Origin of the sequence: Corynebacterium sp. HMSC08F01, assembly GCF_001807545.1 — a bacterium.
Taxonomy (GTDB): domain Bacteria; phylum Actinomycetota; class Actinomycetes; order Mycobacteriales; family Mycobacteriaceae; genus Corynebacterium; species Corynebacterium coyleae.
This window is the reverse complement of the sequence record NZ_KV789329.1, coordinates 1-22,362: the sequence shown is the minus strand read 5'-3', so window position 1 is coordinate 22,362 and position 22,362 is coordinate 1. Positions and strand designations below refer to the sequence as shown.

Genomic DNA, 22,362 nt, shown 5'->3' with positions numbered 1-22,362 from the left:
TTCGCGTTTCGCTGCGGGTTCTGCTCGGTGAAAATATCCTGAAAGCACCGTGTCCGATACCGGACTGCTGTTGCTAAAAAGGAGCCCGCGTTGAACCGTCGAATTCTTACCCTGCCGCTCGCCGTATCGCTGGTCGCGGGCGGCCTTGCCCCAGCTGCAGTCGCCGCTACAGTCGGGCCGAATGAAGGGCCCATGGTGTTGGCGGCGAACGGGATCTGCATGTTAAAGCTGAACGACCGGGAAGCGGCAACCTACAGCGCTTGGGCCAACGTCAGCACACAAGAGGTGTACGCCAACGCTGCGGTGAAAGCATTTGAGGTGCTGTACCCCGGAACAGAGAACATCGTTCGGGAGTTCCGGGCAGAACCCTCGCTTGCAGAGCTTGTGGAGGCACAGAAGAATCTCGCGAGCAGGCTCGCAGACGCCAAAGAGGCTCAAAAGCGCACTGAGCAGCGGTACACGGAACGCCTCCAGCAGGTTGGTATGGAGCATGTGCTGGCACAACACCTCACCGAGGAACTTACAAAGGTCGAGGTGTGGGCGGTAAAGCCGAGCATCAAACAGGGCAGCATCTCGGAGCGGCCGGTCAGCGCACTTGGTGTTGAGGAGGCGAACCGTGTGCGGGGCAAGCGCGTGAACCGGCAGGACTTTGAAGACGTTGCCTGGAAGAGCTTCGTTGTGCAGGGCAACCTGTCCCAGTCCGATCTGAAGACTTTCCGGAAAACGTTCTTGGCCGCCGACGATGTCCAACTCGCCATCGGGGGAACGACGGCGTACCTCGAAGTGGATATGAACGCGCGGGTTGCCTGCGCAGACGGCGGCAACCGAGAGGTGAAGTACCCGACCAGCATTGACGAGGTTCGTAATTGGAACATCGACTCGCTGCGCGGTGAGGCGGGCTTGAGCAGTTTGAGTTCTCAGGGTGAGGTTGAGGTATCCCCGCTCGCGATCGTGGGCCTTGTGGTCGGAGTTCTCGCAGCTTTGGGTATTGCGGTTGCGGCGGTCGGGCCGTCGTTGGGCATCCCGCTGCCGGCTCTGCCGAAGTTGCCGGGGTTGCCGTTCTAACGCCAGCCGTTGGTGCCTGCCAACGATTGGTTGCCGGCCAATTGTCCGCAATGCGGAGTCTTTCATGTCATCCCCGCGGCCAGGGTTTTGAGCAGTGCAAACCGTGGGGTAGTCTGTTCAGGTTGCTTGACGCAACGACCCTCCTGCCATGACCACAAGGGTTATGGCCGAACAGACTAAGACCATAGGAGGTGATGAGGTCCGTGCGTCACTACGAAGTAATGATCATCCTCGATCCGCAGCAGGATGAGCGCACCGTTGCCCCGTCCCTGGATAAGTTCCTGGAGACTGTCCGCAAGGACAACGGCAAGGTGGAGAACGTTGATGTGTGGGGCAAGAAGCGTCTTGCTTACCCGATCAACAAGAAGGAAGAGGGCATCTACGCCGTTGTGAACCTCGACTGCGAGGCTGACACGGTCAAGGAGCTCGACCGTCTGCTGAACCTGAACGACAACGTTCTTCGTACCAAGGTTCTGCGTACCGATAAGTAAGACCGGTAGGCTCTACAACCACACGATCAGCAGGTAGGAAGGTTCACGAAACATGGCTCAAGGCGATACCCCAATCACCGTTGTCGGCAACTTGGTTGCTGACCCGGAACTGCGTTTCATCCCGAGCGGTGCCGCGGTTGCGAACTTCCGCATCGCGTCCACCCCACGTACATACAACCGGGAGACGAACCAGTTCGAGGACGGCGAAGCACTGTTTCTGACCTGTAACTGCTGGCGCCAGATGGCCGAGAACGTCGCAGAGTCCCTGACCAAGGGCATGCGCGTTGTGGTCACCGGCAAGCTCAAGCAGCGTTCCTACCAAACTAAAGAGGGCGAAAACCGCACTGTGTTCGAGGTCGAGGTCGATGAGGTCGGCCCGTCCCTGAAGTACGCCACGGCCAACGTCAACCGCAACCCGCGTGAGGGCGGGCAGGGCGGCTACGGCGGCGGCCAGGGCAACCAGGGTGGCGGCTTCGGCGGCCAGAACCAGCAGCAGGGCGGCTTTAACCAGGGCGGTTTCGGCGGCGGCCAAGGTAACCAGGGTGGCGGCTTCGGCGGCCAAACCCAGGGCCAGGGTCAAGGCGGCCAGAACCAGCCCCAGCAGCCTGCACATGATCCGTGGGGTTCCGCACCCGAGGCCGGTGGCTTCGGTGGCGCGGGCGATGAGCCACCGTTCTAAACGACAACCACACATCAAGCATTTTTCACCATAAGGAAGGTTAGGATTATGAAGCTGATCCTCACCGCTGCCGTCGAGAAGCTTGGCGAACCTGGCGAGGTCGTCGAGGTCAAGAACGGTTACGGACGCAACTTCCTGCTCCCGCGCGGCCTGGCTATCCCGGCTACCCGCGGCGCAGAGAAGCAGATTGAAGACATTAAGCGTGCTCAGGCTGAGCGCCAGGTCCGCGACCTGGATCACGCCAAGGAGCTGCGCGACCAGCTCGACCAGCTCACCGGCGTCAAGGTTGCCGTTCGCACTGCGAACAACGGCAAGCTCTTCGGCTCCGTGAAGGCTGCCGACATCGCCGACGCCGTCAAGGCTGCCGGCGGCCCGAACCTGGACAAGCGCCGCATCACCGTGCCTAAGGGCCTGGTGACCAAGACCGGTGGCTACCAGGTCAAGGTCAACCTCCACGACGACGTGGAGGGCAAGGTGAACTTCGAGGTCGTAAGCGCATAAGCACCGCTTGACGACGACTGCGCGTCAGAACAGCACGCAGCAGTCCAACGACAACAGCACTTGTAGCGCGGGTCCCACTTGTGAGGAGTGGGGCCCGCGCTTTTTGCATGCCTGAAGGTGTGGAAGAATCCTCGCCATGATCTCTTCCCGCCTGCGCCGGGTGCGCAACACCGTTTTGTCCCTCACCGTCGCAGCAGCGGGCGTGCTTGGCATGGCAGCCACCCCAGCCCAAGCACTGGCCATGTATGCGGGTGACAGCATTCGCATCGAGTACAGCGATGGGGAGAAGTACGGCTGCACGTTGAACTCCATCGCGTACCGGGGCGGTGTGATGTACGGCGTCACCGCCGGTCACTGCCTCGCCCCGATCGGTGGGGCGCACGCGGTGCGGGTGCTGGCGGCGGATGCGCGAACCCCGATCGCGAGCAACCTGCAGGATTCAGGTTTCGAGCTCGAGGGCGACAACACCCTTGGCGGCGAGTTGAAGGACGTCGCCTGGTTCCGCATGGGCCGCCACGTCACCGATGCCCACGCCATGCGTGGCGGGTTTATCGACATCCCGTTCATCGGTGCGCTGCACGGTCTGAGCCAGTTCGCGCAGTTCGTCAACCCCACGCGGCGTGTGGCGGGGCGCGCGCCGGTGACGTCGGTACGCGAAGGCCAGATCGTGTGCAAGGACGGCGCACGTACCTCCCGCACCTGCGGACCGGTGCTCAACGTGAACCCGCGCACCGGAGAGATCGCGGTGATGATCCTGTCGCTGCAGGGCGATTCGGGCTCCCCGCTGTACACCGTGAACCCGGACGGCAGCACCAACATCGTCGGGATTATCTCCGGCGCGGCCTACGGGATCCTCGTCGCGGCGGATGCTGCAACGCCACTGCCAGCAGGTCTGCGGTAAAAGAGGGTCTTGCTGGACACCGCGAATCTGTATATCGTTGCGGATATACATCGATCTGTGGAGGGTGTCATGGCAGAACCTATTCGAGAGGAACCGAATGTGAGCGGTCCGATCCGTACGACTGTTTTTAAATCTGGGAACAGCCAGGCAGTGCGAATCCCTGCAGCACTACGCATTGCATCTGGGGCTGTGTCCATTGAAGCCGTGCCGGAAGGGCTTCTTCTGAGGCCGGAGGAAGAGGATTTCGGACTTGTCGTCGCCAGGCTTCGTGAATTCCAGAAGGAACACAACCTCGAGCAGGGACTAATTGAGGAAATTGAAGACCTCCCACTCGACGAAGTGCCGAACCTCGATCATTCCCCTGATCACGGAGGATGAACGATTCGATGGGATATCTTCTTGACACGAATGTCTGGATCGACATTGAACGGGGAACTCAACCCCGGGTTGTCCAACGAGTAACTGAATGTGCGAGCTCAAAGCTATGGCTCTCTACTGTTGTTCTCGGTGAGATTGAAGCGGGTATTCAGCGGTCGGTAAATCCAGAGATCCTGCACCGGACGTACAGGGTACTGCTACACGGTAGACGCATATTGGGAGTCGATGAGGAATGTGCATCGATTTACGGACGGCTTCGGGCAGATCTTCTAGATAGAGGGCTACCGATTGGGGCTAACGATCTATGGATTGCGGCCCAAGCGATCCGACAAGACTTAGTCCTAGTCACCGCCAACGAGAAAGAGTTTTCACGGGTTGGCGGCTTGAAGATTGAGAACTGGCGGTAGCCCCATGTTTCTTACCCGTGTGCGCATTGATGCTCCTGTCCAGGGCTACGCGCGTGATCTGTCGGTGGTGCACTCCCTCCAGCAAACGCCGCTCGAGTTAGGCCAGGTCACGCTGTTGACCGGCGATAACGGTTCCGGAAAATCCACGCTCGTCGAGGCGATCGCCGTGGCCATGGGCGCCAACGCTGCTGGCGGTTCGCGCCACGCGCGCTTTACCGTCGCAGACCATTCGGCCCTGCACCGCTCGCTCACGCTGACGCGCCGCGAAAACCCCCGCGACGTCTACTTCCTGCGCGGCGAAACATACCTTGACCTTGCGGAATACCACGAGAGCCTGGGGCCCGCCGACCCGCTTGTAGGCCTCACCAGACGCAGCCACGGCCAGGGCATCATGGACCTGGCGCGCACCCGCTTCGGCCCGGACTCGCTAATTCTTCTCGACGAGCCCGAAGACGGCCTCTCCACCTTCTCCCAACTCGAACTCCTCGGCCTGCTGACGGTGCTAGCGCGGCGTGGGGCACAGGTGGTCGTCGCAACGCATTCGCCCGTGCTCCTCGCCATCCCAGACGCCCGCATCCTGCATGTTCCCGACCTTGAGCCCATGCTTTACGACGACTGCGAGCCCGTCACCGCCACCCGCGAATTCATCAACGACCCAGCCGGCACCGCCCGCTACCTGGTGGGGCCATGATGTTCATCCAACGCGTTGACGTCGACGCCCAAGCTGCACCGCCATGGGCTGTGGAAACCCCGGCCATCGCGCACGTCGCCGAGTTCGGTTTTGCCTTGAGGCGGCCAATCACGGTGATTACCGGCGGCAACGGGGTGGGCAAGTCCACGCTGTTGGAAGGCATGGCGCGTGCCTGGGGGTTCACGTTGGAAGGCGGCACGTGGGGTGTAGAAAAGGCCGGCGCCCACGACCCGCTGTACGGCGTGCTCACCCTGACCACCGGCCCGCGGGCGAAAGTCGGCTACTTCCTGCGCGGTGAAACCCATACGCGCATCACCGAATTCGGCGGGCGCTCCCACGGCGAATCGGTCCTCGAACTGACATCGCGGCTGATCCCCAACGCGCTGTATCTTCTCGACGAGCCCGAGTCTGGTCTGTCCGCCGTCGCCCAAATGGCCCTGCTGGCGCAGTTGCATGCGTTGGGTGAGGTGGGGGCGCAGGTAGTCGTCGTTACGCATTCGCCCATTCTGGCGGGCATCCCGGGGGCGGAGATCGTCGAGATCAGCGACGACGGCGTGGAGCGCAACCTCGCCGTGGAGGACACGCTGGCGTTTCGGGCGACGCGCGACTTCCTCGCGGACCCGCACGGCATCGCCGAGTTCATGGCGGACTGGGCAGAGGGGGAGTTTGGTTAAGCGTCCTTGAGTCGCGCCATGAGGTTAGCGCGCTCGTTGAAAATACGATCGAGCTCAGCGTGCGTAAGTCGCCGTGTTTCCTCGTAGCTCGCGACTTCCGACTCGTCGAATGATTCCATGACGCTGATACTACTGTAGCTGCAGGCCAGGGCCGTGTCGTGGCGGTGTTATAGGGTTGCGCCATGACAGCGACGCGCACACAAGCAGACGAACTTCTTAAAGGCATTGCGGGCCCCGAAGCCATGCTTCGCGACGACCAGTGGACCGCCATCGACGCGTTGGTGAATCAGCGCAAGCGCATGCTTGTCGTGCAGCGCACCGGTTGGGGTAAGTCGGCGGTGTACTTCATTGCGGCAAAGTTGCTGCGTGAGGAGGGGGCCGGGCCGTCGATTATTGTGTCGCCGCTGTTGGCGTTGATGCGTAACCAGGTGGAGTCGGCGGCGCGCGCAGGGATTCGCGCGGCGACGATCAACTCGGCGAACATGACCGAGTGGGACGAGATCCAGGCTCGCTTGAACGACTATGACCTGCTGCTGATCAGTCCGGAGCGCCTCAACGCGCCGGATTTTAGAGAGCAGGTGCTTCCACAACTGGCGCGTTCTGCGGGGATGTTGGTGGTGGACGAGGCGCACTGTATTTCGGACTGGGGCCACGACTTCCGCCCCGATTATCGCCGTATTGCGGTGCTAATTAGCGACCTCCCGGAGGCCACCCCGGTCCTCGCCACGACAGCGACCGCGAACGACCGTGTGGTGGCTGACGTTGTGGCTCAACTCGGCGAGAACACCGGTGTGCTGCGTGGCGGGCTGGACCGCGAGTCGCTCGCGCTGAACGTGGTGCAGTTGCCGGACCCAACCCAGCGCGCGGCGTGGATCGCGCAGTACCTCGCCTATGTCAACGGCTCCGGCATCATCTATTGCCTGACCGTCGCCGCTGCGCACGACCTCGCCGAGGCACTCGAAAACGCTGGCTGGAACGTCGCCGCGTACACCGGACGCACCGAAGCGGAGGAGCGCGAACGCCTCGAGCGCGCCCTGATCGACAACGAACTCAAAGCGCTCGTGGCTACGTCCGCGCTGGGCATGGGCTTCGACAAACCGGACCTGGGCTTCGTTGTGCACTTGGGGGCGCCGTCGTCGCCAGTGAGTTACTACCAGCAGATCGGCCGCGCCGGGCGTGCCACCGACCACGCCGAGGTTGTGCTGCTGCCCGGCCCTGAGGACGAACGCGTGTGGGACTACTTCGCGTCCGTGTCCATGCCGGAGGAACACGTGGTGCGCCAACTTCTCGGCGCGCTAAGCGAGGAGCCGTTCTCCACACCTCGGCTAGAGAACTTCGTGGACCTCTCCCGTACGCGTATCGACCAGGCCCTGAAGGTTCTCGACGTCGACGGCGCCGTGCGTCGCGTGAAGGGCGGCTGGGTATCCACGGGTGCTGCCTGGAAGTATGACCACGAGCGCTACGGTGGGCTCGCCGAAGCGCGTAAGCGCGAACAGGACCTGATGCTGGCTTACGAAGCCACGGACGGGTGCCGCATGGCGTTTCTACGTCGTGAACTCGACGACCCCACTCTCGCGCCCGATGAGCGTTGCGGGCGCTGCGACAACTGCACCGGCAACCACCTGCCTGTAGACGTGGATGCTGCGTTGGCGCAGCGTATGGACGAACAACTGCGCGCCCCCGGCGTCCAACTTACCCAACGCAAAATGTGGCCGACCGGCTCCGCGCGCCGCGGCAAGATCAAGGGCGTGCTGCAAGGCAAGGCGTTGGGGCGTCTCAACGACGTCGCCCGCGGTCCCGCCCTGGCAGAGCTGCTGCGGGCGAACACCTACCGGCCGCTGAGCAACTGGCGTGAGGATGCCTGGCTCGGCCGGTTCGTCGCCGTGCTTGCGGACTGGGCCTGGGAGGAACGCCCCACCACCGTGGTGGCACTCGGCGATGCTGATCCGGCACGAAACGAGATGATCGTGGCTACCGCAGAAGCGCTGGCAAGGGTGGGGCAGATGCGGTTTGGTGGGGTCGTCGATACGCCATCGCGCGAGGTAGAAGCACGAAACTCGGCGTTTCGCGTCAACGGGCTTGACCGGTACTACGACTACACAGGCCTCGAGGTGGAAACAGGCCCCGTGCTGCTGCTCACCGGAGAGGTGGATTCCGGTTGGTCGGTCACGGTTGCGGCAGCCGACCTTGCGGAACGGTACGGGGTGGAGGTGCTACCGCTGGCGTTTGCTTCGCGCGCGTGATGCGGACTCGGCGATGGCGGCGGCGAAGACAAGCACCGTGCCGACTGGGATGAGGAGCATGAACAAGTTGATGATCGGCAACGCCATGTCGGCCTGGTACTCCTCCCAATGCGCAACGGCCATCGAGCCCCAGCCGACGACGAGGCAGGCGGTTGCGAGCCACACCGTGACCAGTGCGCCTATTTTCTTGCGACCGCGCGCCGCGGCGGTGAACCACGTGGCACCACCGAGTGCGAGCAATGCGGTCGCGGCCTCGAGGGTGCCGAAGGCCGCCGTGACGGTCCGAAATTCCCAACCGCCGCCGATCAGACGCAACAGGCTTATCCACGCCGCGGGAAACGCCACCATCGCGATGGCGTAGATCCAAAGAATGCCTCGTGTTTCCATGTACGCACTCTAACTGCGAGACAGGTGTCGCGTGGTGTGAAAGATGTGGATAAGTGTGGATCCAAAGTGCCTGGGCACGTGGCTGCAGGGTCGAAAAAGGGGTCCGAAACTGTTGAAATGTGCTTTGTCAAACCCCGTGGTGAGAAGTTATCCCCCGGCTACACCCGGGGTATGCGGTTTGGATGAATAGCGTGTGACCTGCGCGTTTGGGATAAGTTCCTGCGGTTTTGGTGTCGCTGTACACAAGTTCTCCACAAGCTGGGTGGATGACTTGTGGATAACTACCCGCACAATGTCGAAAGATTTCACAGCCCCTGTGGATAACTCGTTTAGTGGGTCTAGAAAATGTCGGAGGAGAGGGTAGTGTCATAGCCACAGTGAAAGGGGAAAACATGGGTGCGAACGACAGCTTCGACGACTACGTACCACCACCGGAGCCGGTAGCGGACTACGGCGACTTTGGGGACTTCGCCGACTTCGAACAAAACACTGGCGGCTCCAACCGCTTCGCCGGCGGCGATAACTTCGGCGGCAACGGCAAGGGTGGCCAGAAGCGCTACAACAAGTACGGCAACAACCGTGGTGACGTACAGCAGGAGTACCGCACCCCGCCCCACGACGAGCGCGCGGAGCGTTCCGTCCTCGGCGCAATGCTGCTCAACCCGGACGTGATCCTGGACGTGGCCGACGGGCTGCGGCCGGATGACTTTTACCACCCGGCGCACCAGCTTATCTACCAGGCGATTCTGGACCTGTTCTCCCAGGGAAGCTCCGTCGACGTGCTCATTGTCGCGGCACGCTTGGACCGTCTCAACGAACTGGAGCGCGTCGGTGGCGCCCCGTATCTGCACACGCTGATCTCTGAGGTGCCGACGTCGGCGAACGCCGGCTACTACGCGGAGATCGTCGAAGAGAAGTCGATCCTGCGCCAGCTGGTTAACGCCGGCACCCAGGTGGTCCAGTTGGGCTACGAGGGCGAAGAGGGCATGGAGATCGAAGCGCTCGTCGACCATGCGCAGCAGAAGGTGTTCTCCATTTCCCGCAATAACGTGGGCGAGGATTACCGTCCGCTCTCGGAATTGCTCAAGCCAACTATCGACGAGCTGACCATGATCGCATCCGGCGGCGCCCTCGAGGCCGGCGTGCCGACTGGGTTTATCGACCTAGACAAGCTCACCAACGGCCTTCACGCCGGCCAGATGATCATCATCGCAGCACGTCCTGGTGTGGGTAAGTCGACACTAGCGCTGGACTTCATGCGCTCCTGCTCGATCCACCAGGGCAAAACCAGCGTGATCTTCTCGCTGGAAATGAGTGCCTCCGAGATCATTATGCGCATGCTCTCCGCCGAGACGGAGATCAAGCTTTCCGCGATGCGTTCCGGCCAGATGGAGGAGCGCGACTGGGAGAAGCTGACCAAGCGCCTCACGGAGATCCAGGATGCGCCGCTATTTATCGACGACTCCCCGAACCTCACCATGATGGAGATTCGCTCCAAGGCACGCCGCCTCAAGCAGCAGCACGGCCTGGACCTGGTTGTGGTGGACTACCTGCAGCTGATGAGCTCCGGCAAGCGCGTTGAGTCCCGCCAGCAGGAGGTCTCGGAGTTCTCCCGCCACCTCAAGCTGTTGGCCAAGGAGCTCGAGGTGCCGGTCATTGCGATTTCGCAGCTCAACCGTGGCCCCGAAGCACGTACCGACAAGCGCCCGCAGTTGGCTGACCTGCGTGAGTCGGGCTCGCTGGAGCAGGACGCCGACATGGTGTTCCTGCTGTACCGCCCGGACTCACAGGATCGTGACGACGAGCGCGCCGGCGAAGCCGACATCATCGTGGCCAAGCACCGTGGCGGCCCGATTGACACCATCCCGGTGGCGCACCAGCTGCACTACTCGCGCTTTGTCAACATGGCCCACGGTTAGTTAGTTGTGTGGGTACTCCCCAACGATGTTGATGCGCGGGTGCCACGTTGTGGTCATCTCGAGCTCGTAGGTCATGTACGGGTCGTTGTCCGGGCCGTAGCAGCTCATCGTCTGCCCCGAAGATCCGACAGCGCAGCGCAGGTCATACGCACCGCCGGTGATGGGGCTGGGTACACCGGAGATATTCGTGAACGGCACCGACGTTACGTTTGGTTTGTTACTCCAGGCCCACGTGGCGTTAATCGCATGTGGGTAGGCCGCTGCCGCGAGGTCGCAGGAGGTGGTGTCGCCGACTGAGATCTTCGCGCCGTCGGGTGTCATGCCGCACTTGCCGCCGACCTGATCTTTGTACGCCGGGTCGAGTTCGAACGCTCCGGCTAGCGGGGCAGCGGGCTGCTCTGGTTCTGAAGCAGGTGCAGGTTCGGATTCCGGCTCGGTTTCAGGATTCGCCTCCGGCGCCGATTCAGGTGCGGGTGCGTCGACGACTTCGGTCGAGGTGACCACGATGGTCTCCGGCTCGCCGGTCCCACCCGCGCAACCGGCGAGCAACAAGGCGGTCAGCAGAGACAAGGGGGCGAGTACGCGACGCATGGCAATCCTTAACACGGGAACGGGGGATGAGTGCGATGGTACGTGGTGTCGTCGCTAGGCAAGCGCAACTCCCTTTTGCTCCGGCAACGTAAACGCAGCGACGCACGCCAGCAGGAACGCTGCGGCAAACACGCCGAACACTGCGGTCGAGCCGCCGAACGCCAGCACCGGCGGGACCACGAGCGGGGCGAGGATCGAACCGATGCGGCCGAACGCGGCACCCGCGCCGGTGCCGGTCGCGCGGATCGCGGTGGGGTAGAGCTCCGGGCCGATCGCGTACAGCGCGCCCCATGCGCCGAGATTGAAGAACGACAGCAGGCAGCCCGCGAGGATGATCTGCCACTCGGCACTCGCCATGCCGAAGCCGAACGCGGAGACCGCAGACCCTGCGAGGAACACGGACAGGGTCGTCCTGCGCCCCCAGACCTCGATGAGCCAGGCGGCAACCGCGTAGCCCGGCAACTGCGCAAGCGTGATAATCAGCGTGAACGTGAATGACCGCACGAGCGAGAAACCCTGCTCCACCAGCAGGGATGGGATCCAGATGAAGGCGCCGTAGTAGGACAGCGACACGCAGAACCAGACGGTCCAGAAGGCGGCGGTGCGTCGTCGCAAAGCAGCGCCCCAGATGCCACCTTGGATCGGCTCCTCCTGTGCAGGGACAGTGGTGTCGTAGTTGGCGGGGTCGGCCTCAGCCTCGAAGGAACGCACGATCTCCTCAGCCTCGTCGTGGCGGCCCTTGGATTCCAGGAAGCGCACCGATTCCGGCAGGCCCAGGCGCACCACGATCGCGTACAGGGCGGGTAGCGCGCCGATGGCGAAGCCCCAGCGCCAACCGGTCTCGCCATTAGCGACGACAAACGTGCCGATCACCGCCGCCAGAATCCAACCCACCGCCCAAAACGCTTCGAGCAGCACCACCATGCGCCCGCGCACCTTACGTGGAGAAAACTCGCTGACCAGTGTGGACGCAACGGGAAGTTCCGCGCCGAGGCCCAAGCCCACCAGGAAGCGGAACACGATCAGCGACGCGACCGACCACGCCAGCGCCGACGCGCCCGTGGCCAACCCGTAGAGCAGCAGCGTCGCGGCGAACACCTGGCGGCGTCCGATCTTGTCGGCGAGCAACCCGCCGAGCGACGCGCCGATCGCCATACCGATAAACCCAACCGACGCGATCCAACTCGTCGTGGTCTTGTCTAGATCCCAGTGGATGGCGAGTGCTGCGATGATGAACGACACCAAGCCGATGTCCATCGCGTCCAGCGCCCAGCCAATGCCGGAGCCGACAAGCAGGCGTTTGTGTTTCGGGGTGACAGGAAGGCGGTCGAGGCGCTCAGTGCGCGTGAGCTGTTGATCAGTGTTCATGCAGGGGGAGTTTAGGCCGTGGCCTGCGAAAACTCGGAACTTAATATTCAGCTGAGTGTGCCTGGGCCTCCAAGCCGTCGAGCAGTGTGTCGATCAACTTGTGTGTGAGCTTGTCTTGGCCCAGTAGGTCCGGTGCCTGAGCAGGTAGCGGTCGGCTCACAATGCCAAGCGATATGTGAAACTCCAACGGATCCAGGTTGGCCGGACACAGTTTGGCGCGCTTCGCCGGCGCGAGGAGGCCCCCGTAAATCTCCCGGAGCTCTGCAGCACGCTTATCGACGACCCCTTGGCGCTCCGGCCCCACCCCTGGATCCTGCATGGAGTCCATAAATATTGCCTGAGCGAGGGCTGCAAGTCGAAGGTTGCCGATGGCATGGACGGTGCTGCGCCACGCCTTTCGCGTATCCACTGTGAACTCGACGGCATGGTCGTCGACGACTTTGGTGATGTCGTTGACGGCCTGGGCGCTGACGGCATCGAGAAGCTCGATGCGCTCAGGGAAGTGGCGCGTCACGGTTGCCACACCCACTTTGGCGGCCTTGGCGATGGTGCGCATGGACACACCCGGGCCTTCGTCGAGAAGCAATTGCCTGGCTGCGGTGACGATGGCGTATCGGTTGTCAGCGGCGTCCTGTCTCATGCTTGACACCATAGCAAACGGAACACTATGTTCGAACCATAGAAATAGAACACCGTGTTCCAGAGAGGAGATTTGCAATGGTTAACGCATCGAAAACACAACGACCAGCCGTAGCAAAGGTGCTTGGAGCGAGCATCGGTATCCCAATCATCATCGGATTGATGCTGTTCGCGTTCCTCGCGCCAACGTTCGCATCCGGGCCAAAGGACGTGCCGATTGCCATCGCCGCGCCCGAACCAATGGTCAGCCAACTCGAACAAACAATGGGCGAAGACGGTCCAGACATCACCGTCTACGGCTCAGGCGAGGAGGTGCGCGACGCCGTTCTCAACCGCGAAGTCGTCGGCGGCCTGAGCATCGCACCCACCGGCGCAACCGCCTACACCGCGGCCGGAAACGGCGCACCCTACGCGCAGATGATTGAGGGCATGGCCAGCAAGATGGAAGCACAGGGCGTAGAGGTCACCCGCGAAGAGCTGGCACCGACCTCTCAAGATGACCCGCAGGCAACCGGCCTTGCAGTCCTCGGCCTGCCGCTGGCGTTTGGCGGCATCATCTCCGCGGTGATCGCCACCTTCCTCTTCCGCGGCAACAAGTGGGCAAAACTCGCGGTTCTGACTGGTATCGCCGCAGTTGGTTCGCTTGTGGTCACCTGGATGCTGCACTCCGTGTACGGCACCCTGACCGGCAACTTCGCACTTGAGTGGCTCGGCATCGGCTGCGGCATCCTGGCAACCTCCATGCTCACTGCAGGCCTCGCCGCGATCATCGGCATCCCAGGTGTGGGCATCGGCGCAATCCTGACCATCTTCCTGGCCAATCCGCTCTCAGGACTGGCAACTGGGCCGTGGCTGCTGCCCGCCGGGTGGTCGACACTGGGCCAGTGGATGTCAGTCGGCGCCACCGGTCACCTGATCCGCTCCGTCTCCTTCTTCGACGGGCTCGGCGCCGGAGCCAGCTGGTGGGTGCTTGCCATCTGGATCGCGGTTGGCTTCGTCCTGCTCATGCTGGATCGCAGCAGCGCAAGAAACTAACGCTCACCTACGCCGACTTGAACGCCCGGAGGCGCAGCGAGTTGGACACCACAAATACCGACGAGAAGGCCATCGCAATACCGGCAAGCATCGGGTCGAGTAGCCCCAGCGCAGCCACCGGGATGAGCAACACGTTGTAGGCGAACGCCCAGAACAGGTTGCCCTTGATGGTCTTCAACGTTTTGCGCGACAGGCGGATGGCGTCCACGGCGGAACGTAGCGACGAATGCATCAACGTAATGTCCGACGCCTCAATGGCCACGTCGGTGCCAGCTCCCATCGCCATACCAAGGTCTGCCTGGGCGAGGGCGGCGGCGTCGTTGACACCGTCGCCGATCATGGCCACCCGGTGGCCCGACTCCTGCAGCCGCTTGACCACGTTGACCTTGTCCTCCGGTAGCACGCCGGAGGTGACGTTGGCGGGGTCGATCCCAACCTCAGCCGCTACAGCCTCCGCCGCGCCCTGGTTGTCGCCGGTGAGCAGGTGCGGGGTCATCCCCAGGTCTCGCAGGCGTGCGACGGCATCGCGCGAGTCCTCCTTTACGGTGTCTCGCACAGCAATCACACCGGCCACAACCCCGTCGACCTCCACGGCAACGGCGGTCGCGCCACGCTGCTCGGCCTCAGTGAACGCATCCGCCAGGGCACCAAGGTCCCCGGTGGGGCGGCCGACGCGGACAAGGCGGTCGTCGATACGCGCGGAAGCGCCCTGGCCTGGAAGATTCTCAAAGCCGGTCGCTTCGGGGACATCGTCGGCGGCCTCAACAATCGCCTGTGCGATCGGGTGCTCGGAGCCAGCCTCCACACCGGCAGCCAGGCGCAGCACCTCCTCGGTTTCGTAGCCCGGACCAGGCAGCACCTCGGCCACACCCATCTGGCCGGTAGTCACCGTGCCGGTCTTATCCATCACCACCGTGTCCACCTGGCGAGTCGATTCGAGCACCTCCGGGCCCTTAATCAACAACCCCATCTGGGCGCCACGGCCGGTACCCACCAAGATCGCCGTCGGCGTGGCCAGGCCCAGCGCGCACGGGCACGCGATGATCAGCACCGCCACCGCAGCCGTGAACGCGTCCTCCACCGCATGGCCAACCAACAGGTGTCCCACCAGCGTGATCAGGGAAATCACAACAACCGTCGGCACAAACACCTGAGAGATCCGGTCCACGAGGCGCTCCACCGGCGCCTTGCCAGCCTGCGCGTCCTTGACCAGCTGCCCCATCTGCGCCAGCGTCGTCTCCGACCCAACGCGGGTGGCCTCCACCACCAGTCGCCCCGACGTGTTCAGGGTCGCGCCGGTGACCATCGAGCCCTCGCCGACCTCCACCGGGACGGACTCGCCGGTCAACATGGATTCGTCGATAGCTGAATGCCCCGAAACCACACGCCCATCCGTGGCCACCTTCTCACCAGGGCGAACCACAAAACGATCGCCCACAACCACCTGCGAGATCGGAACACGGACTTCTTTGTCCCCGCGGATGACCGCAGCGTCCTTGGCGCCCATGTTCAGCAGTTCGCGCAGCGCCTCCGAGGACTGCCCCTTCGCGCGCGTCTCAAACCACCTACCCAAGAGCAAGAACGTGATCACCACGCACGCGGTCTCCAGGTACACCGGCTCGCCTGGGCCACCAACAAACAGTGCCCAAATCGACCACAGGTACGCCGCCGACGTACCCAGCGTGATCAGCGTGTCCATGGTCATCGCGCCGTGCTTCAGATTCACCCACGTCGCACGGTGGAACACACTGCCCGCGGAGAAAAACACCAGTGTCGTAGCCGCCAGCGCCGCAAACTCCCAATTAGGAAACTGCAGCCCGTGAATCATGCTCACTAGCATCACCGGCAGCGACACCAGCGCCGACCAAATCGTCGTGCGCTTCAGCTGCTCCGCTTCATTGTCGCGCGCCTCATCGAGAGCATTGCTTGTCGACGACCCCCCGTCCCCACCGACTTCCCCACCGTTTTCGTCACCCATTTCAAAGGCGTCGTAGCCGGCGGCGCGGACTTCGTCGATAAGCGACTGCGTCGACGTCGACGACGGATCAAACGAAACAGTCGCAGTCTCCGTGGAGTAATTTACCGACGCATCAACGCCGTCGAGCTTGTTCAACTTGCGCTGAATACGCGAAGAGCACGACGAACAGGTCATCCCTGTTACGCCGAGCTCGATCTGTTGCAATGCCACAGGAGGTTGAGTCATGGCCCCACCATATACCCGTGACGAAATCCCCCCAATTAGGCCAGCTTGTAGCCCGCTTCCTCAACAGCAGCAGCAATATCCGCGTCGGAGTAGCCCTCGCCCTCCACGACAACATTGCCGGACTTGTGGTCAGCCTTCACGCCGGTGACGCCAGCGATCTCGCCGACCTCCTCCTGCACGCTCAACTCACAATGCCCGCAGGTCATGCCATCTACCTGGAACGTACGCTCAGCCATCACAGCCTCCTCATGCAGTTCCAAACGGTTACAAATGTAAATCGTAGCCCGCGTTCACCGCCGCCAACCGGACATCCTCATCGGTGAACAAGAACCCGACAACCGTCAGGACCCCATCCTCCATATTGATGTCCACCTCATGCGCGCCCTCCACCATCGAAAGTTCATCTGCAAGTGAAGCAACAGCAACTTCATCATCAGGACCAGAAATCTTGTAGGTCTTGGTCATGACTGGTGAGCGCCTCCTTAAAGCGGCCCAACACGGGTTGGAATACGACAAAACTCATCGCGTTGTACTTTGCACAACGTCCAAGAGGATAACCTAACGCAATAAGGAGCGAAACGTTGAGCACCGTTGATGTAACTGAGGACACGTTTGAGCAAACCGTCACAAAGGACGGCATCGTCTTTGTCGACGCGTGGGCATCCTGGTGCGGCCCCTGCCGCCAGTTCGCCCCCACCTTTGAAAAGGCATCCGAGACCCACACCGACGTAACCTTTGCCAAGCTCGACACCGAGGCGAACCAGCAGCTCGCAGCCGCACTTGAAATTCAGGCAATTCCTACTCTGATGGCATTCCGCGACGGAATCATGATTTGGCAGCAAGCTGGCGCCCTTCCGCCGGCCGCCTTCGAAGACGTGATTGGCCAGGTCAAGGCCCTCGATATGGACGAGGTTCGCCGTCAGATCGCAGCCCAAAACACCGAGGAAAACTAGACCTCACCACCCAAGCGCCCGCCTGCCGGGCGCTTTTTTCATGCGTACACTTGCCTAACGACGCACCCAAACCAAAAACACCGAAAGGACCCAACCATGGCGAACCCGTTTACCAAAGGCTGGAAGTACCTTATGCAGTCTTTCGACACCAAGATCGACGAGAATGCCGACCCGAAGGTGCAAATCCAACAGGCCATCGCAGCCGCGAAGAAGCAGCACCAAGACATCACCCAGCAGGCCGCCAACATCATCGGCAACCGCAACCAGCTGCAGATGAAACTCGACCGCCTGATTAAGTCCCAGGACGACCTGCAGGCCAAGGCCCGCACCGCCCTCCAGGCTGCCGACAAGGCCACCGCCGCTGGCGACACCGAAAAGGCCCAACAGTTCAACTCCACCGCCGAGGTCATCGCCACCCAACTGGTCTCCGTAGAGCAGGAACTTGAGCAAACCAAGCAGTCCTACGCCTCCGCCGACCACGCCGCCAAGGAAGCACAGCAAAAACAGAAGCAGTCCGAGGCCCGCCTGCAGGAGCAACTGGCCCAGGTTTCCCAACTCGAGTCCCAGCTCAACCAGGCCAAGATGCAGGAGCACACGGCCCGCACCATGGACACGATGAACCAGTTCAATACTGACGACGTGCCCACCCTCGACGGCGTACGCGACAAAATCGAACGGCGCTACGCCAACGCACTTGGCCAGCAGGAGTTGATGAAGGACTCCATGAACGATCGCATCGCCGAAATCGAGTCCGGCTCTTCCGATGCGGCCGCCTCCAACCGTCTCGCCGAGATCCGTGCCTCCATGGGCGGCGAGCTCGAGGCCGGGTCGGGTGCTTCTGCTTCCGCAGCCGACCGCCAGCTCGAAGCCGGCTCCGAGGGGGACGCTGCCGATTCTGCTGAGACTGCCGACACTGGCGTTGCCGACGACACCATCGCCGACGCCGAGGCCTACCTCCGCGAAGCCGAGTCGGATGCTGACGCTAAGGCTGATGCCGACACTGACGCCGAGACCGACTCTGGCGCCGAGCGCTAGGCCTTTCCTGACACATTCCGCCGGAATCTGTCAGCCGTCGGCATCGCGCCTGGTCAGAAATCGCCCCTGACAGATTTCTCAAAATCTGTCAGGGGCGGCTGCGTAGCCGCAAAAAAGTTCCCAGGTTCACGCTGAATCCGGGAACTATTTTGTCCGACCACGAGTGTCTAGAACTGCCGACCTGGGGAAATGTCGCGGCAAAGGTGCCGGAAACCGAAGAAAGTTCCCGCGCGGGGAACTATTTCGAGAAAGGGGGGCAGACGGGGAGGCGCCGGAAGCAGAAGAGAAGCGCAGGGCAACCAACGCAAAAACGGGGCCGCAAGGTGGTTGGCGGCCCCGGTGTCGTCGTAAAGCGACTAGCTGCGGCGAATGTTGATCAGGACACCGCGGATGCCGGAGTGGAACCCGTCGCGAAGATTGACGCGCTGGGTTTCAGTCAGCGTGTACTCGTGGAGGGTTTCGCAGGCGAACTGCAGCAGTGGCCTGTCGATCTCCGGTGGCAGACCGCCACCCGACAGCAGATGTGCGCTGTCGCGCTGCTCCATGGTGGCGGCGTTTTCAAACCACCATGACGCGTACTGTTGTCCCACGTCGTAGGGGGTTTGGAAGCCGGCGGACGTCCACACCTCCTCCGGGAGCGGGACGTAGCGGGAGCGAAGCTTGCGGCGCGGCGCCATCATCGACGGCTTCGGTGCCGGCTTCGGTCCCTGCTGCGGCGCGGAATCCTCCGCCTTGGTTGAGTCGGCGGACGAGTCGGTATCCGAAGGGCTTGTCTTTGCGGCCGGCGTCGGCGCCGGAGTGGCAGCCGGGCGTTGTTCGCTGGAGACCTGCTTGTTGCCGGGTTTGTTGGACTCGTTGTTGGCCTCGACCTGTGCCTCGGAAGGCTCGTCGAGTTCCGGCTCGTCGGGTTCGTGTGTGCGCTGCTGGGCAACCGGAGCACCGACAATGTCGGAGGGCTTCGGCGCTGCAGGTGCAGCAGACGAGGCGGGTGCAGCAGGCTTGGCTTCGGTGGTCTCGGCCTCAGAGGTCTTGGAGCCCTCCGCCGAACTCTCCGCCGAACCCTGCGACGCATCAGCACCGGCATCAGCACCGGCACCCGAACCATCGCCAGCACCCGTCTTCTCTTCCTGTTTCTCTGCTTCGGCGTTGGCGCATTCGGCGCTGAGCGGCTCGGGGCCAAGGCCTGGGACGGAGGTCGGGCCGTCGGCTTCGTCGAGGGGCGCGGCGTCGTTAAGCGGGCGCTCCCGGATGGTCGGCGGCAGGGGGCCTTCGAGGACTTGCAGGCGCATGGCGTTGGAGAAGTCCTCGCGCGGGTCGAGAATGGTGGTGCTGTCGCATGCGTGGCGCAGTGCGGAGGACATGGAGTCCCACCCGAATCCGTAGAGGTGTACGCGGGTGCCGGTGCGGGTGACTTCTTCGACGCCGGGGATCATGTCTGCGTCGCCGGAGACGAGGACGAAGTCGGTGAATTTTTCGCTCAGGCCGTTGACCACGAGGTCGGCGACGAGGCGGGTGTCAACGCCTTTTTGGGTGCGTCGTTCGCCCCATTCGATGAGTTGGCCGGTGCGGAGTTGCACGCCGTCGCAGGTGCGCAGCGCGCGTTGGTAGCGGTGGGGCCCGGAGTCGGGGATGCCGTCGTACCAAAGTTGCCTATGGATGGGTTGATGGAGTTGGTCGGTGATCATGTTCCCGAGGGCGTTGACTACCTCGGGGAGATCGATTTCTAGTTGGGCTCTTGCGCCGATTTCCCACGAATTGTAAAAGCTCGCGAGCAGGTAAGACGTGTCGACGAACACCAGTGTGCGTTCAAGCATGGCTCCTAAATTCCGATTCTTTTCGTTGCTAAGTTGATTTTCACGGCCCATCTTGCCTGATTTTGCGCGGGTTCTCCATGTTCTTTTTCTGTTTTTTGGTTGCACTCCACCTGAACCCGTGTTAGTTAGTTGGTTACTCGAGTAACTAACCAATGAGGCGAATGGAGGCGTCGTGAATACTGATGCGGAGCCGTTATTCGTGCAGATCGCTAGTTTTGTGGAGGACCTCATCGTCGACGGTTCCCTGAAACCCGGCGATCAGGCCCCATCGACGAATCAGTTGGCGCAGTTCCACGAAATCAACCCCGCTACAGCGCACAAGGGGCTGACGCTGCTTGTGAGCGACAACGTGTTGGAAAAGCGCCGCGGCCTGGGCATGTTCGTCACCGACGGCGCCCGCGAGCGCATCCTGGCCACTCGCCGCGAGGCGTTTGCGGGCCAGTACATCGCACCGCTTATCGACGAAGCCGTCCACCTCGGCTACTCCCGCGCCGACCTCCACGACCTCATCGACCGCGTCGCAGAAAGTAGAGGACTGTACCGATGACAATCCACACCGCTGGCCTCACGCATCGCTTCGGCAGCACGCACGTGCTCAACGGCGTCGACCTGGACCTCGGCCCCGGTATCCACGGCTTGCTCGGCCGCAACGGCGTGGGCAAATCCACCCTGCTGCGCATCCTTGCCGGCCAGCTGAAACCCACGGACGGCACCGTTGAGGTCTTCGGGCAGCGCCCCTTCGACAACGCCCGGGTGATGGACAACACGTGCCTGACCGGCGTCGATACCGCCTACCCCGGCTGGTGGTCCGCCGCCGACGTGATCAAGGGCGCGCGCTTGCGCTTCCGCGGCTGGAACCAAACCGTCGCGGACACACTCATCGCCGACTTCGCTCTCGACCCCGCCCTGGGCACCCGTTACGAGAAACTCTCTCGCGGGCAGCGCGCCATGGTTTCCATCGTCATCGGGTTAGCCTCCAACACCGAGCTTTTGCTTCTCGACGAGCCCTACGTCGGCCTCGACACCCACAACACCGACGTGTTCTACCGCCACCTGTTGGCGCAGGCGGACACGGGGCGCACGATCGTCATGGCCACACACCACATCGATGACGCCGCGAAAGTGCTGGACAGTGCGGTGATTCTGGGGCGTGATGGGGTCGTCGCAAAGCAATGTGTTCCGGAGGATGCGGACGCGTTCGCTGTTGCTGGCCCCGAGCTTGTTCCTCTCGACGACGCCCCGCGCCATGCCCGCGCCGCCAAGTTCGACGACCTCATCGAGCACGTGTTGGAGGTGTCGTAATGAACACCACGCTTCTCGGATTCTTTCGCCACCAGTTTGTCGCCTCGCCGCTGAAGCGGCTGCTGTGGATGGTGCCGTTGATCGCCGTCATGGCGTTTGGACCGTTTGTTGTGGATAGTGCGCTTTCTGCCGCATTCCTCCCCAGCATGGTCACGGTGCTTGTACTTGTCGCGTTGCAGCAGGAGGAGACTGCCTATACCGCGTTCGGTGTGCCGCGCTCGCGCGCTGTGAAACTTGCGGCCTTTGGGGTGGTGCCGGCGGTGTTGTGCGGGGTTGGCGTGGCGCTGGCGGCGCGGCCCGACTGGGTTGGGCTGCTCGGCGCGCTCTTTGCGGTGGTCGCTGGCCTGCTGATAGGCACGCGCTACGTCGAGGCGACCAACGACGAGGATCGGCGCGCGGTGCGTGGCCGAATCGGCCGGGGAGGGTTCATCTTCGAGGTGATTTTCAAGCCACAACTGTTGTGGGCAGCAGGTATCGCGGTTGCGCATAGCCTTTTGCTCTACCTTGCCGGAGTGGTGAGCAGCGAGCCTCTCGCCCAGTTCCTCGTGAGCCTGCCAATCCTCGTCTGGGCCATGGTCTATTGCAGCAACGGCACAGGCATCCTCGGCGCAACGTCCATGACGAGTTTCGGCGTTCCCCGGCGCCGCTGGCTGGTCCTGTATTGGGGTGCCGCCCTGGCATCGGTTGCGCTCTATATGGCGGTGTTGCTGCTGGTCGCGCCAATCGGTCTGAGGGCGATTCTTGCTCTGGGGGCAGCGGGCCTCGCCAGTGCTGTGCTCGGCGCACCGCTGAAGGTGTGGCGCACAGACGTTGGTCTCATCCCTGCGATGTTCCTGTTCTTCGCGGTCAAAGACACATTGCTTATCGACGACCCCCACCCCGCCCAAGTCGCATACGCGCTGGCCATCGCGGGTTTGATCTTCTTGATCGGCCTGGTTTTGCAGGCGTTGTTCGTTTTTGGCGTGATTAACCCAAAACAAGGATTTAAAGACGCTTAGAAAACACGCTCTACGCTGGTGATTTGTGTTGTTGTTTGGGTGTGTGTAACTTAATCCCAGTCAGCGAGACCGACAACGCCCCGCTGGA

26 protein-coding genes are annotated in these 22,362 nt (G+C 62.4%); 17 read left to right on the top strand and 9 right to left on the bottom strand.

What is annotated here, in order from left to right:
- The first annotated feature begins 90 nt into the window (after positions 1 to 90).
- From HMPREF3171_RS11265 to HMPREF3171_RS11225, 9 genes are all read left to right on the top strand, one after another.
- Positions 91 to 1,065, top strand: coding sequence for a hypothetical protein (locus HMPREF3171_RS11265; protein WP_070450696.1), 975 nt, complete (start codon positions 91 to 93; stop codon positions 1,063 to 1,065).
- 194 nt (positions 1,066 to 1,259) lie between these two features.
- Positions 1,260 to 1,556, top strand: coding sequence for a 30S ribosomal protein S6 (gene rpsF / locus HMPREF3171_RS11260; RefSeq protein ID WP_070422055.1), 297 nt, complete (start codon positions 1,260 to 1,262; stop codon positions 1,554 to 1,556).
- 52 nt (positions 1,557 to 1,608) lie between these two features.
- A complete protein-coding gene (locus HMPREF3171_RS11255; RefSeq protein WP_070422054.1) occupies positions 1,609 to 2,235 on the top strand; it encodes a single-stranded DNA-binding protein in 627 nt (208 codons plus the stop codon).
- 48 nt (positions 2,236 to 2,283) lie between these two features.
- Positions 2,284 to 2,736 (top strand): 50S ribosomal protein L9, encoded by a 453-nt coding sequence (rplI, locus tag HMPREF3171_RS11250; protein WP_070422053.1) that lies wholly within the window; start codon positions 2,284 to 2,286, stop codon positions 2,734 to 2,736.
- Positions 2,737 to 2,872: 136 nt separating this feature from the next.
- Positions 2,873 to 3,637 carry a chymotrypsin family serine protease gene (locus tag HMPREF3171_RS11245; protein WP_070484990.1) on the top strand — a complete coding sequence of 255 codons (765 nt, stop codon included), beginning with the start codon at positions 2,873 to 2,875 and terminating at the stop codon, positions 3,635 to 3,637.
- Between the two features lie 69 nt (positions 3,638 to 3,706).
- Complete coding sequence (locus HMPREF3171_RS11240; protein ID WP_141739352.1) at positions 3,707 to 4,015, top strand: antitoxin; 309 nt, start codon at positions 3,707 to 3,709, stop codon at positions 4,013 to 4,015.
- The gene (locus HMPREF3171_RS12510; RefSeq protein WP_083284750.1) at positions 4,012 to 4,422 is read left to right on the top strand and encodes a type II toxin-antitoxin system VapC family toxin; all 411 of its coding nucleotides are present in this window, start codon (positions 4,012 to 4,014) and stop codon (positions 4,420 to 4,422) included. The genes HMPREF3171_RS11240 and HMPREF3171_RS12510 overlap by 4 nt, the downstream gene beginning before the upstream one ends.
- Before the next feature lie 4 nt (positions 4,423 to 4,426).
- Positions 4,427 to 5,113: an AAA family ATPase gene (locus HMPREF3171_RS11230; protein WP_070484989.1), complete on the top strand. Its 687-nt coding sequence runs from the start codon at positions 4,427 to 4,429 to the stop codon at positions 5,111 to 5,113.
- The gene (locus tag HMPREF3171_RS11225) at positions 5,110 to 5,787 is read left to right on the top strand and encodes an AAA family ATPase (protein WP_083292090.1); all 678 of its coding nucleotides are present in this window, start codon (positions 5,110 to 5,112) and stop codon (positions 5,785 to 5,787) included. The genes HMPREF3171_RS11230 and HMPREF3171_RS11225 overlap by 4 nt, the downstream gene beginning before the upstream one ends.
- On the opposite strand, the gene HMPREF3171_RS12410 is transcribed toward HMPREF3171_RS11225, so the two are convergent.
- A complete protein-coding gene (locus HMPREF3171_RS12410) occupies positions 5,784 to 5,906 on the bottom strand; it encodes a hypothetical protein (RefSeq protein ID WP_256365573.1) in 123 nt (40 codons plus the stop codon). The genes HMPREF3171_RS11225 and HMPREF3171_RS12410 overlap by 4 nt on opposite strands.
- Positions 5,907 to 5,969: 63 nt before the next feature.
- Between HMPREF3171_RS12410 and HMPREF3171_RS11220 the strand changes: the two genes are divergently transcribed.
- Positions 5,970 to 8,030, top strand: a complete 2,061-nt coding sequence (locus HMPREF3171_RS11220) for a RecQ family ATP-dependent DNA helicase (protein WP_070484988.1) — start codon at positions 5,970 to 5,972, stop codon at positions 8,028 to 8,030.
- Here HMPREF3171_RS11220 and HMPREF3171_RS11215 read toward each other — a convergent pair.
- Positions 8,001 to 8,417, bottom strand: coding sequence for a hypothetical protein (locus tag HMPREF3171_RS11215; RefSeq protein WP_070484987.1), 417 nt, complete (start codon positions 8,415 to 8,417; stop codon positions 8,001 to 8,003). The genes HMPREF3171_RS11220 and HMPREF3171_RS11215 overlap by 30 nt on opposite strands.
- Before the next feature lie 392 nt (positions 8,418 to 8,809).
- Here HMPREF3171_RS11215 and dnaB point away from each other — a divergent pair, with 392 nt between their 5' ends.
- The gene (gene dnaB / locus HMPREF3171_RS11210) at positions 8,810 to 10,336 is read left to right on the top strand and encodes a replicative DNA helicase (protein WP_070450684.1); all 1,527 of its coding nucleotides are present in this window, start codon (positions 8,810 to 8,812) and stop codon (positions 10,334 to 10,336) included.
- On the opposite strand, the gene HMPREF3171_RS11205 is transcribed toward dnaB, so the two are convergent.
- Genes HMPREF3171_RS11205 through HMPREF3171_RS11195 form a run of 3 tightly spaced genes read right to left on the bottom strand, consistent with a single transcriptional unit; the run spans position 10,337 to position 12,935 of the window.
- A complete protein-coding gene (locus HMPREF3171_RS11205; RefSeq protein ID WP_070484986.1) occupies positions 10,337 to 10,927 on the bottom strand; it encodes a hypothetical protein in 591 nt (196 codons plus the stop codon).
- A gap of 54 nt (positions 10,928 to 10,981) precedes the next feature.
- Positions 10,982 to 12,295, bottom strand: a complete 1,314-nt coding sequence (locus tag HMPREF3171_RS11200) for an MFS transporter (protein ID WP_070484985.1) — start codon at positions 12,293 to 12,295, stop codon at positions 10,982 to 10,984.
- 40 nt (positions 12,296 to 12,335) lie between these two features.
- Positions 12,336 to 12,935, bottom strand: a complete 600-nt coding sequence (locus HMPREF3171_RS11195; RefSeq protein ID WP_168161905.1) for a TetR/AcrR family transcriptional regulator — start codon at positions 12,933 to 12,935, stop codon at positions 12,336 to 12,338.
- A gap of 77 nt (positions 12,936 to 13,012) precedes the next feature.
- On the opposite strand from HMPREF3171_RS11195, the gene HMPREF3171_RS11190 reads away from it, so the two are divergent.
- Positions 13,013 to 13,969, top strand: a complete 957-nt coding sequence (locus HMPREF3171_RS11190; protein WP_070484983.1) for a hypothetical protein — start codon at positions 13,013 to 13,015, stop codon at positions 13,967 to 13,969.
- A gap of 7 nt (positions 13,970 to 13,976) precedes the next feature.
- Here HMPREF3171_RS11190 and HMPREF3171_RS11185 read toward each other — a convergent pair whose 3' ends face one another.
- From HMPREF3171_RS11185 to HMPREF3171_RS11175, 3 genes are read right to left on the bottom strand one after another with little or no spacing between them, the layout of a single operon-like run.
- Complete coding sequence (locus tag HMPREF3171_RS11185) at positions 13,977 to 16,172, bottom strand: heavy metal translocating P-type ATPase (RefSeq protein WP_070484982.1); 2,196 nt, start codon at positions 16,170 to 16,172, stop codon at positions 13,977 to 13,979.
- Positions 16,173 to 16,207: 35 nt separating this feature from the next.
- Positions 16,208 to 16,408 (bottom strand): heavy-metal-associated domain-containing protein, encoded by a 201-nt coding sequence (locus HMPREF3171_RS11180; RefSeq protein ID WP_070422040.1) that lies wholly within the window; start codon positions 16,406 to 16,408, stop codon positions 16,208 to 16,210.
- A gap of 28 nt (positions 16,409 to 16,436) precedes the next feature.
- Positions 16,437 to 16,637: a hypothetical protein gene (locus HMPREF3171_RS11175; RefSeq protein ID WP_070422039.1), complete on the bottom strand. Its 201-nt coding sequence runs from the start codon at positions 16,635 to 16,637 to the stop codon at positions 16,437 to 16,439.
- A gap of 116 nt (positions 16,638 to 16,753) precedes the next feature.
- Here HMPREF3171_RS11175 and trxA point away from each other — a divergent pair, with 116 nt between their 5' ends.
- The gene (trxA, locus tag HMPREF3171_RS11170) at positions 16,754 to 17,125 is read left to right on the top strand and encodes a thioredoxin (protein ID WP_070484981.1); all 372 of its coding nucleotides are present in this window, start codon (positions 16,754 to 16,756) and stop codon (positions 17,123 to 17,125) included.
- 96 nt (positions 17,126 to 17,221) lie between these two features.
- The gene (locus HMPREF3171_RS11165) at positions 17,222 to 18,160 is read left to right on the top strand and encodes a PspA/IM30 family protein (RefSeq protein WP_070450670.1); all 939 of its coding nucleotides are present in this window, start codon (positions 17,222 to 17,224) and stop codon (positions 18,158 to 18,160) included.
- 356 nt (positions 18,161 to 18,516) lie between these two features.
- On the opposite strand, the gene HMPREF3171_RS11160 is transcribed toward HMPREF3171_RS11165, so the two are convergent.
- Positions 18,517 to 19,974 carry an NYN domain-containing protein gene (locus HMPREF3171_RS11160; protein ID WP_070484980.1) on the bottom strand — a complete coding sequence of 486 codons (1,458 nt, stop codon included), beginning with the start codon at positions 19,972 to 19,974 and terminating at the stop codon, positions 18,517 to 18,519.
- Between the two features lie 172 nt (positions 19,975 to 20,146).
- Between HMPREF3171_RS11160 and HMPREF3171_RS11155 the strand changes: the two genes are divergently transcribed.
- The 3 genes from HMPREF3171_RS11155 to HMPREF3171_RS11145 are packed head-to-tail and all read left to right on the top strand — an operon-like array spanning position 20,147 to position 22,274.
- A complete protein-coding gene (locus HMPREF3171_RS11155) occupies positions 20,147 to 20,521 on the top strand; it encodes a GntR family transcriptional regulator (RefSeq protein WP_070484979.1) in 375 nt (124 codons plus the stop codon).
- Positions 20,518 to 21,276: an ATP-binding cassette domain-containing protein gene (locus HMPREF3171_RS11150; protein ID WP_070484978.1), complete on the top strand. Its 759-nt coding sequence runs from the start codon at positions 20,518 to 20,520 to the stop codon at positions 21,274 to 21,276. Before HMPREF3171_RS11155 ends, HMPREF3171_RS11150 begins: the two co-directional genes overlap by 4 nt.
- Positions 21,276 to 22,274 (top strand): hypothetical protein, encoded by a 999-nt coding sequence (locus HMPREF3171_RS11145; RefSeq protein ID WP_070484977.1) that lies wholly within the window; start codon positions 21,276 to 21,278, stop codon positions 22,272 to 22,274. The genes HMPREF3171_RS11150 and HMPREF3171_RS11145 overlap by 1 nt, the downstream gene beginning before the upstream one ends.
- Positions 22,275 to 22,362 lie beyond the last annotated feature (88 nt).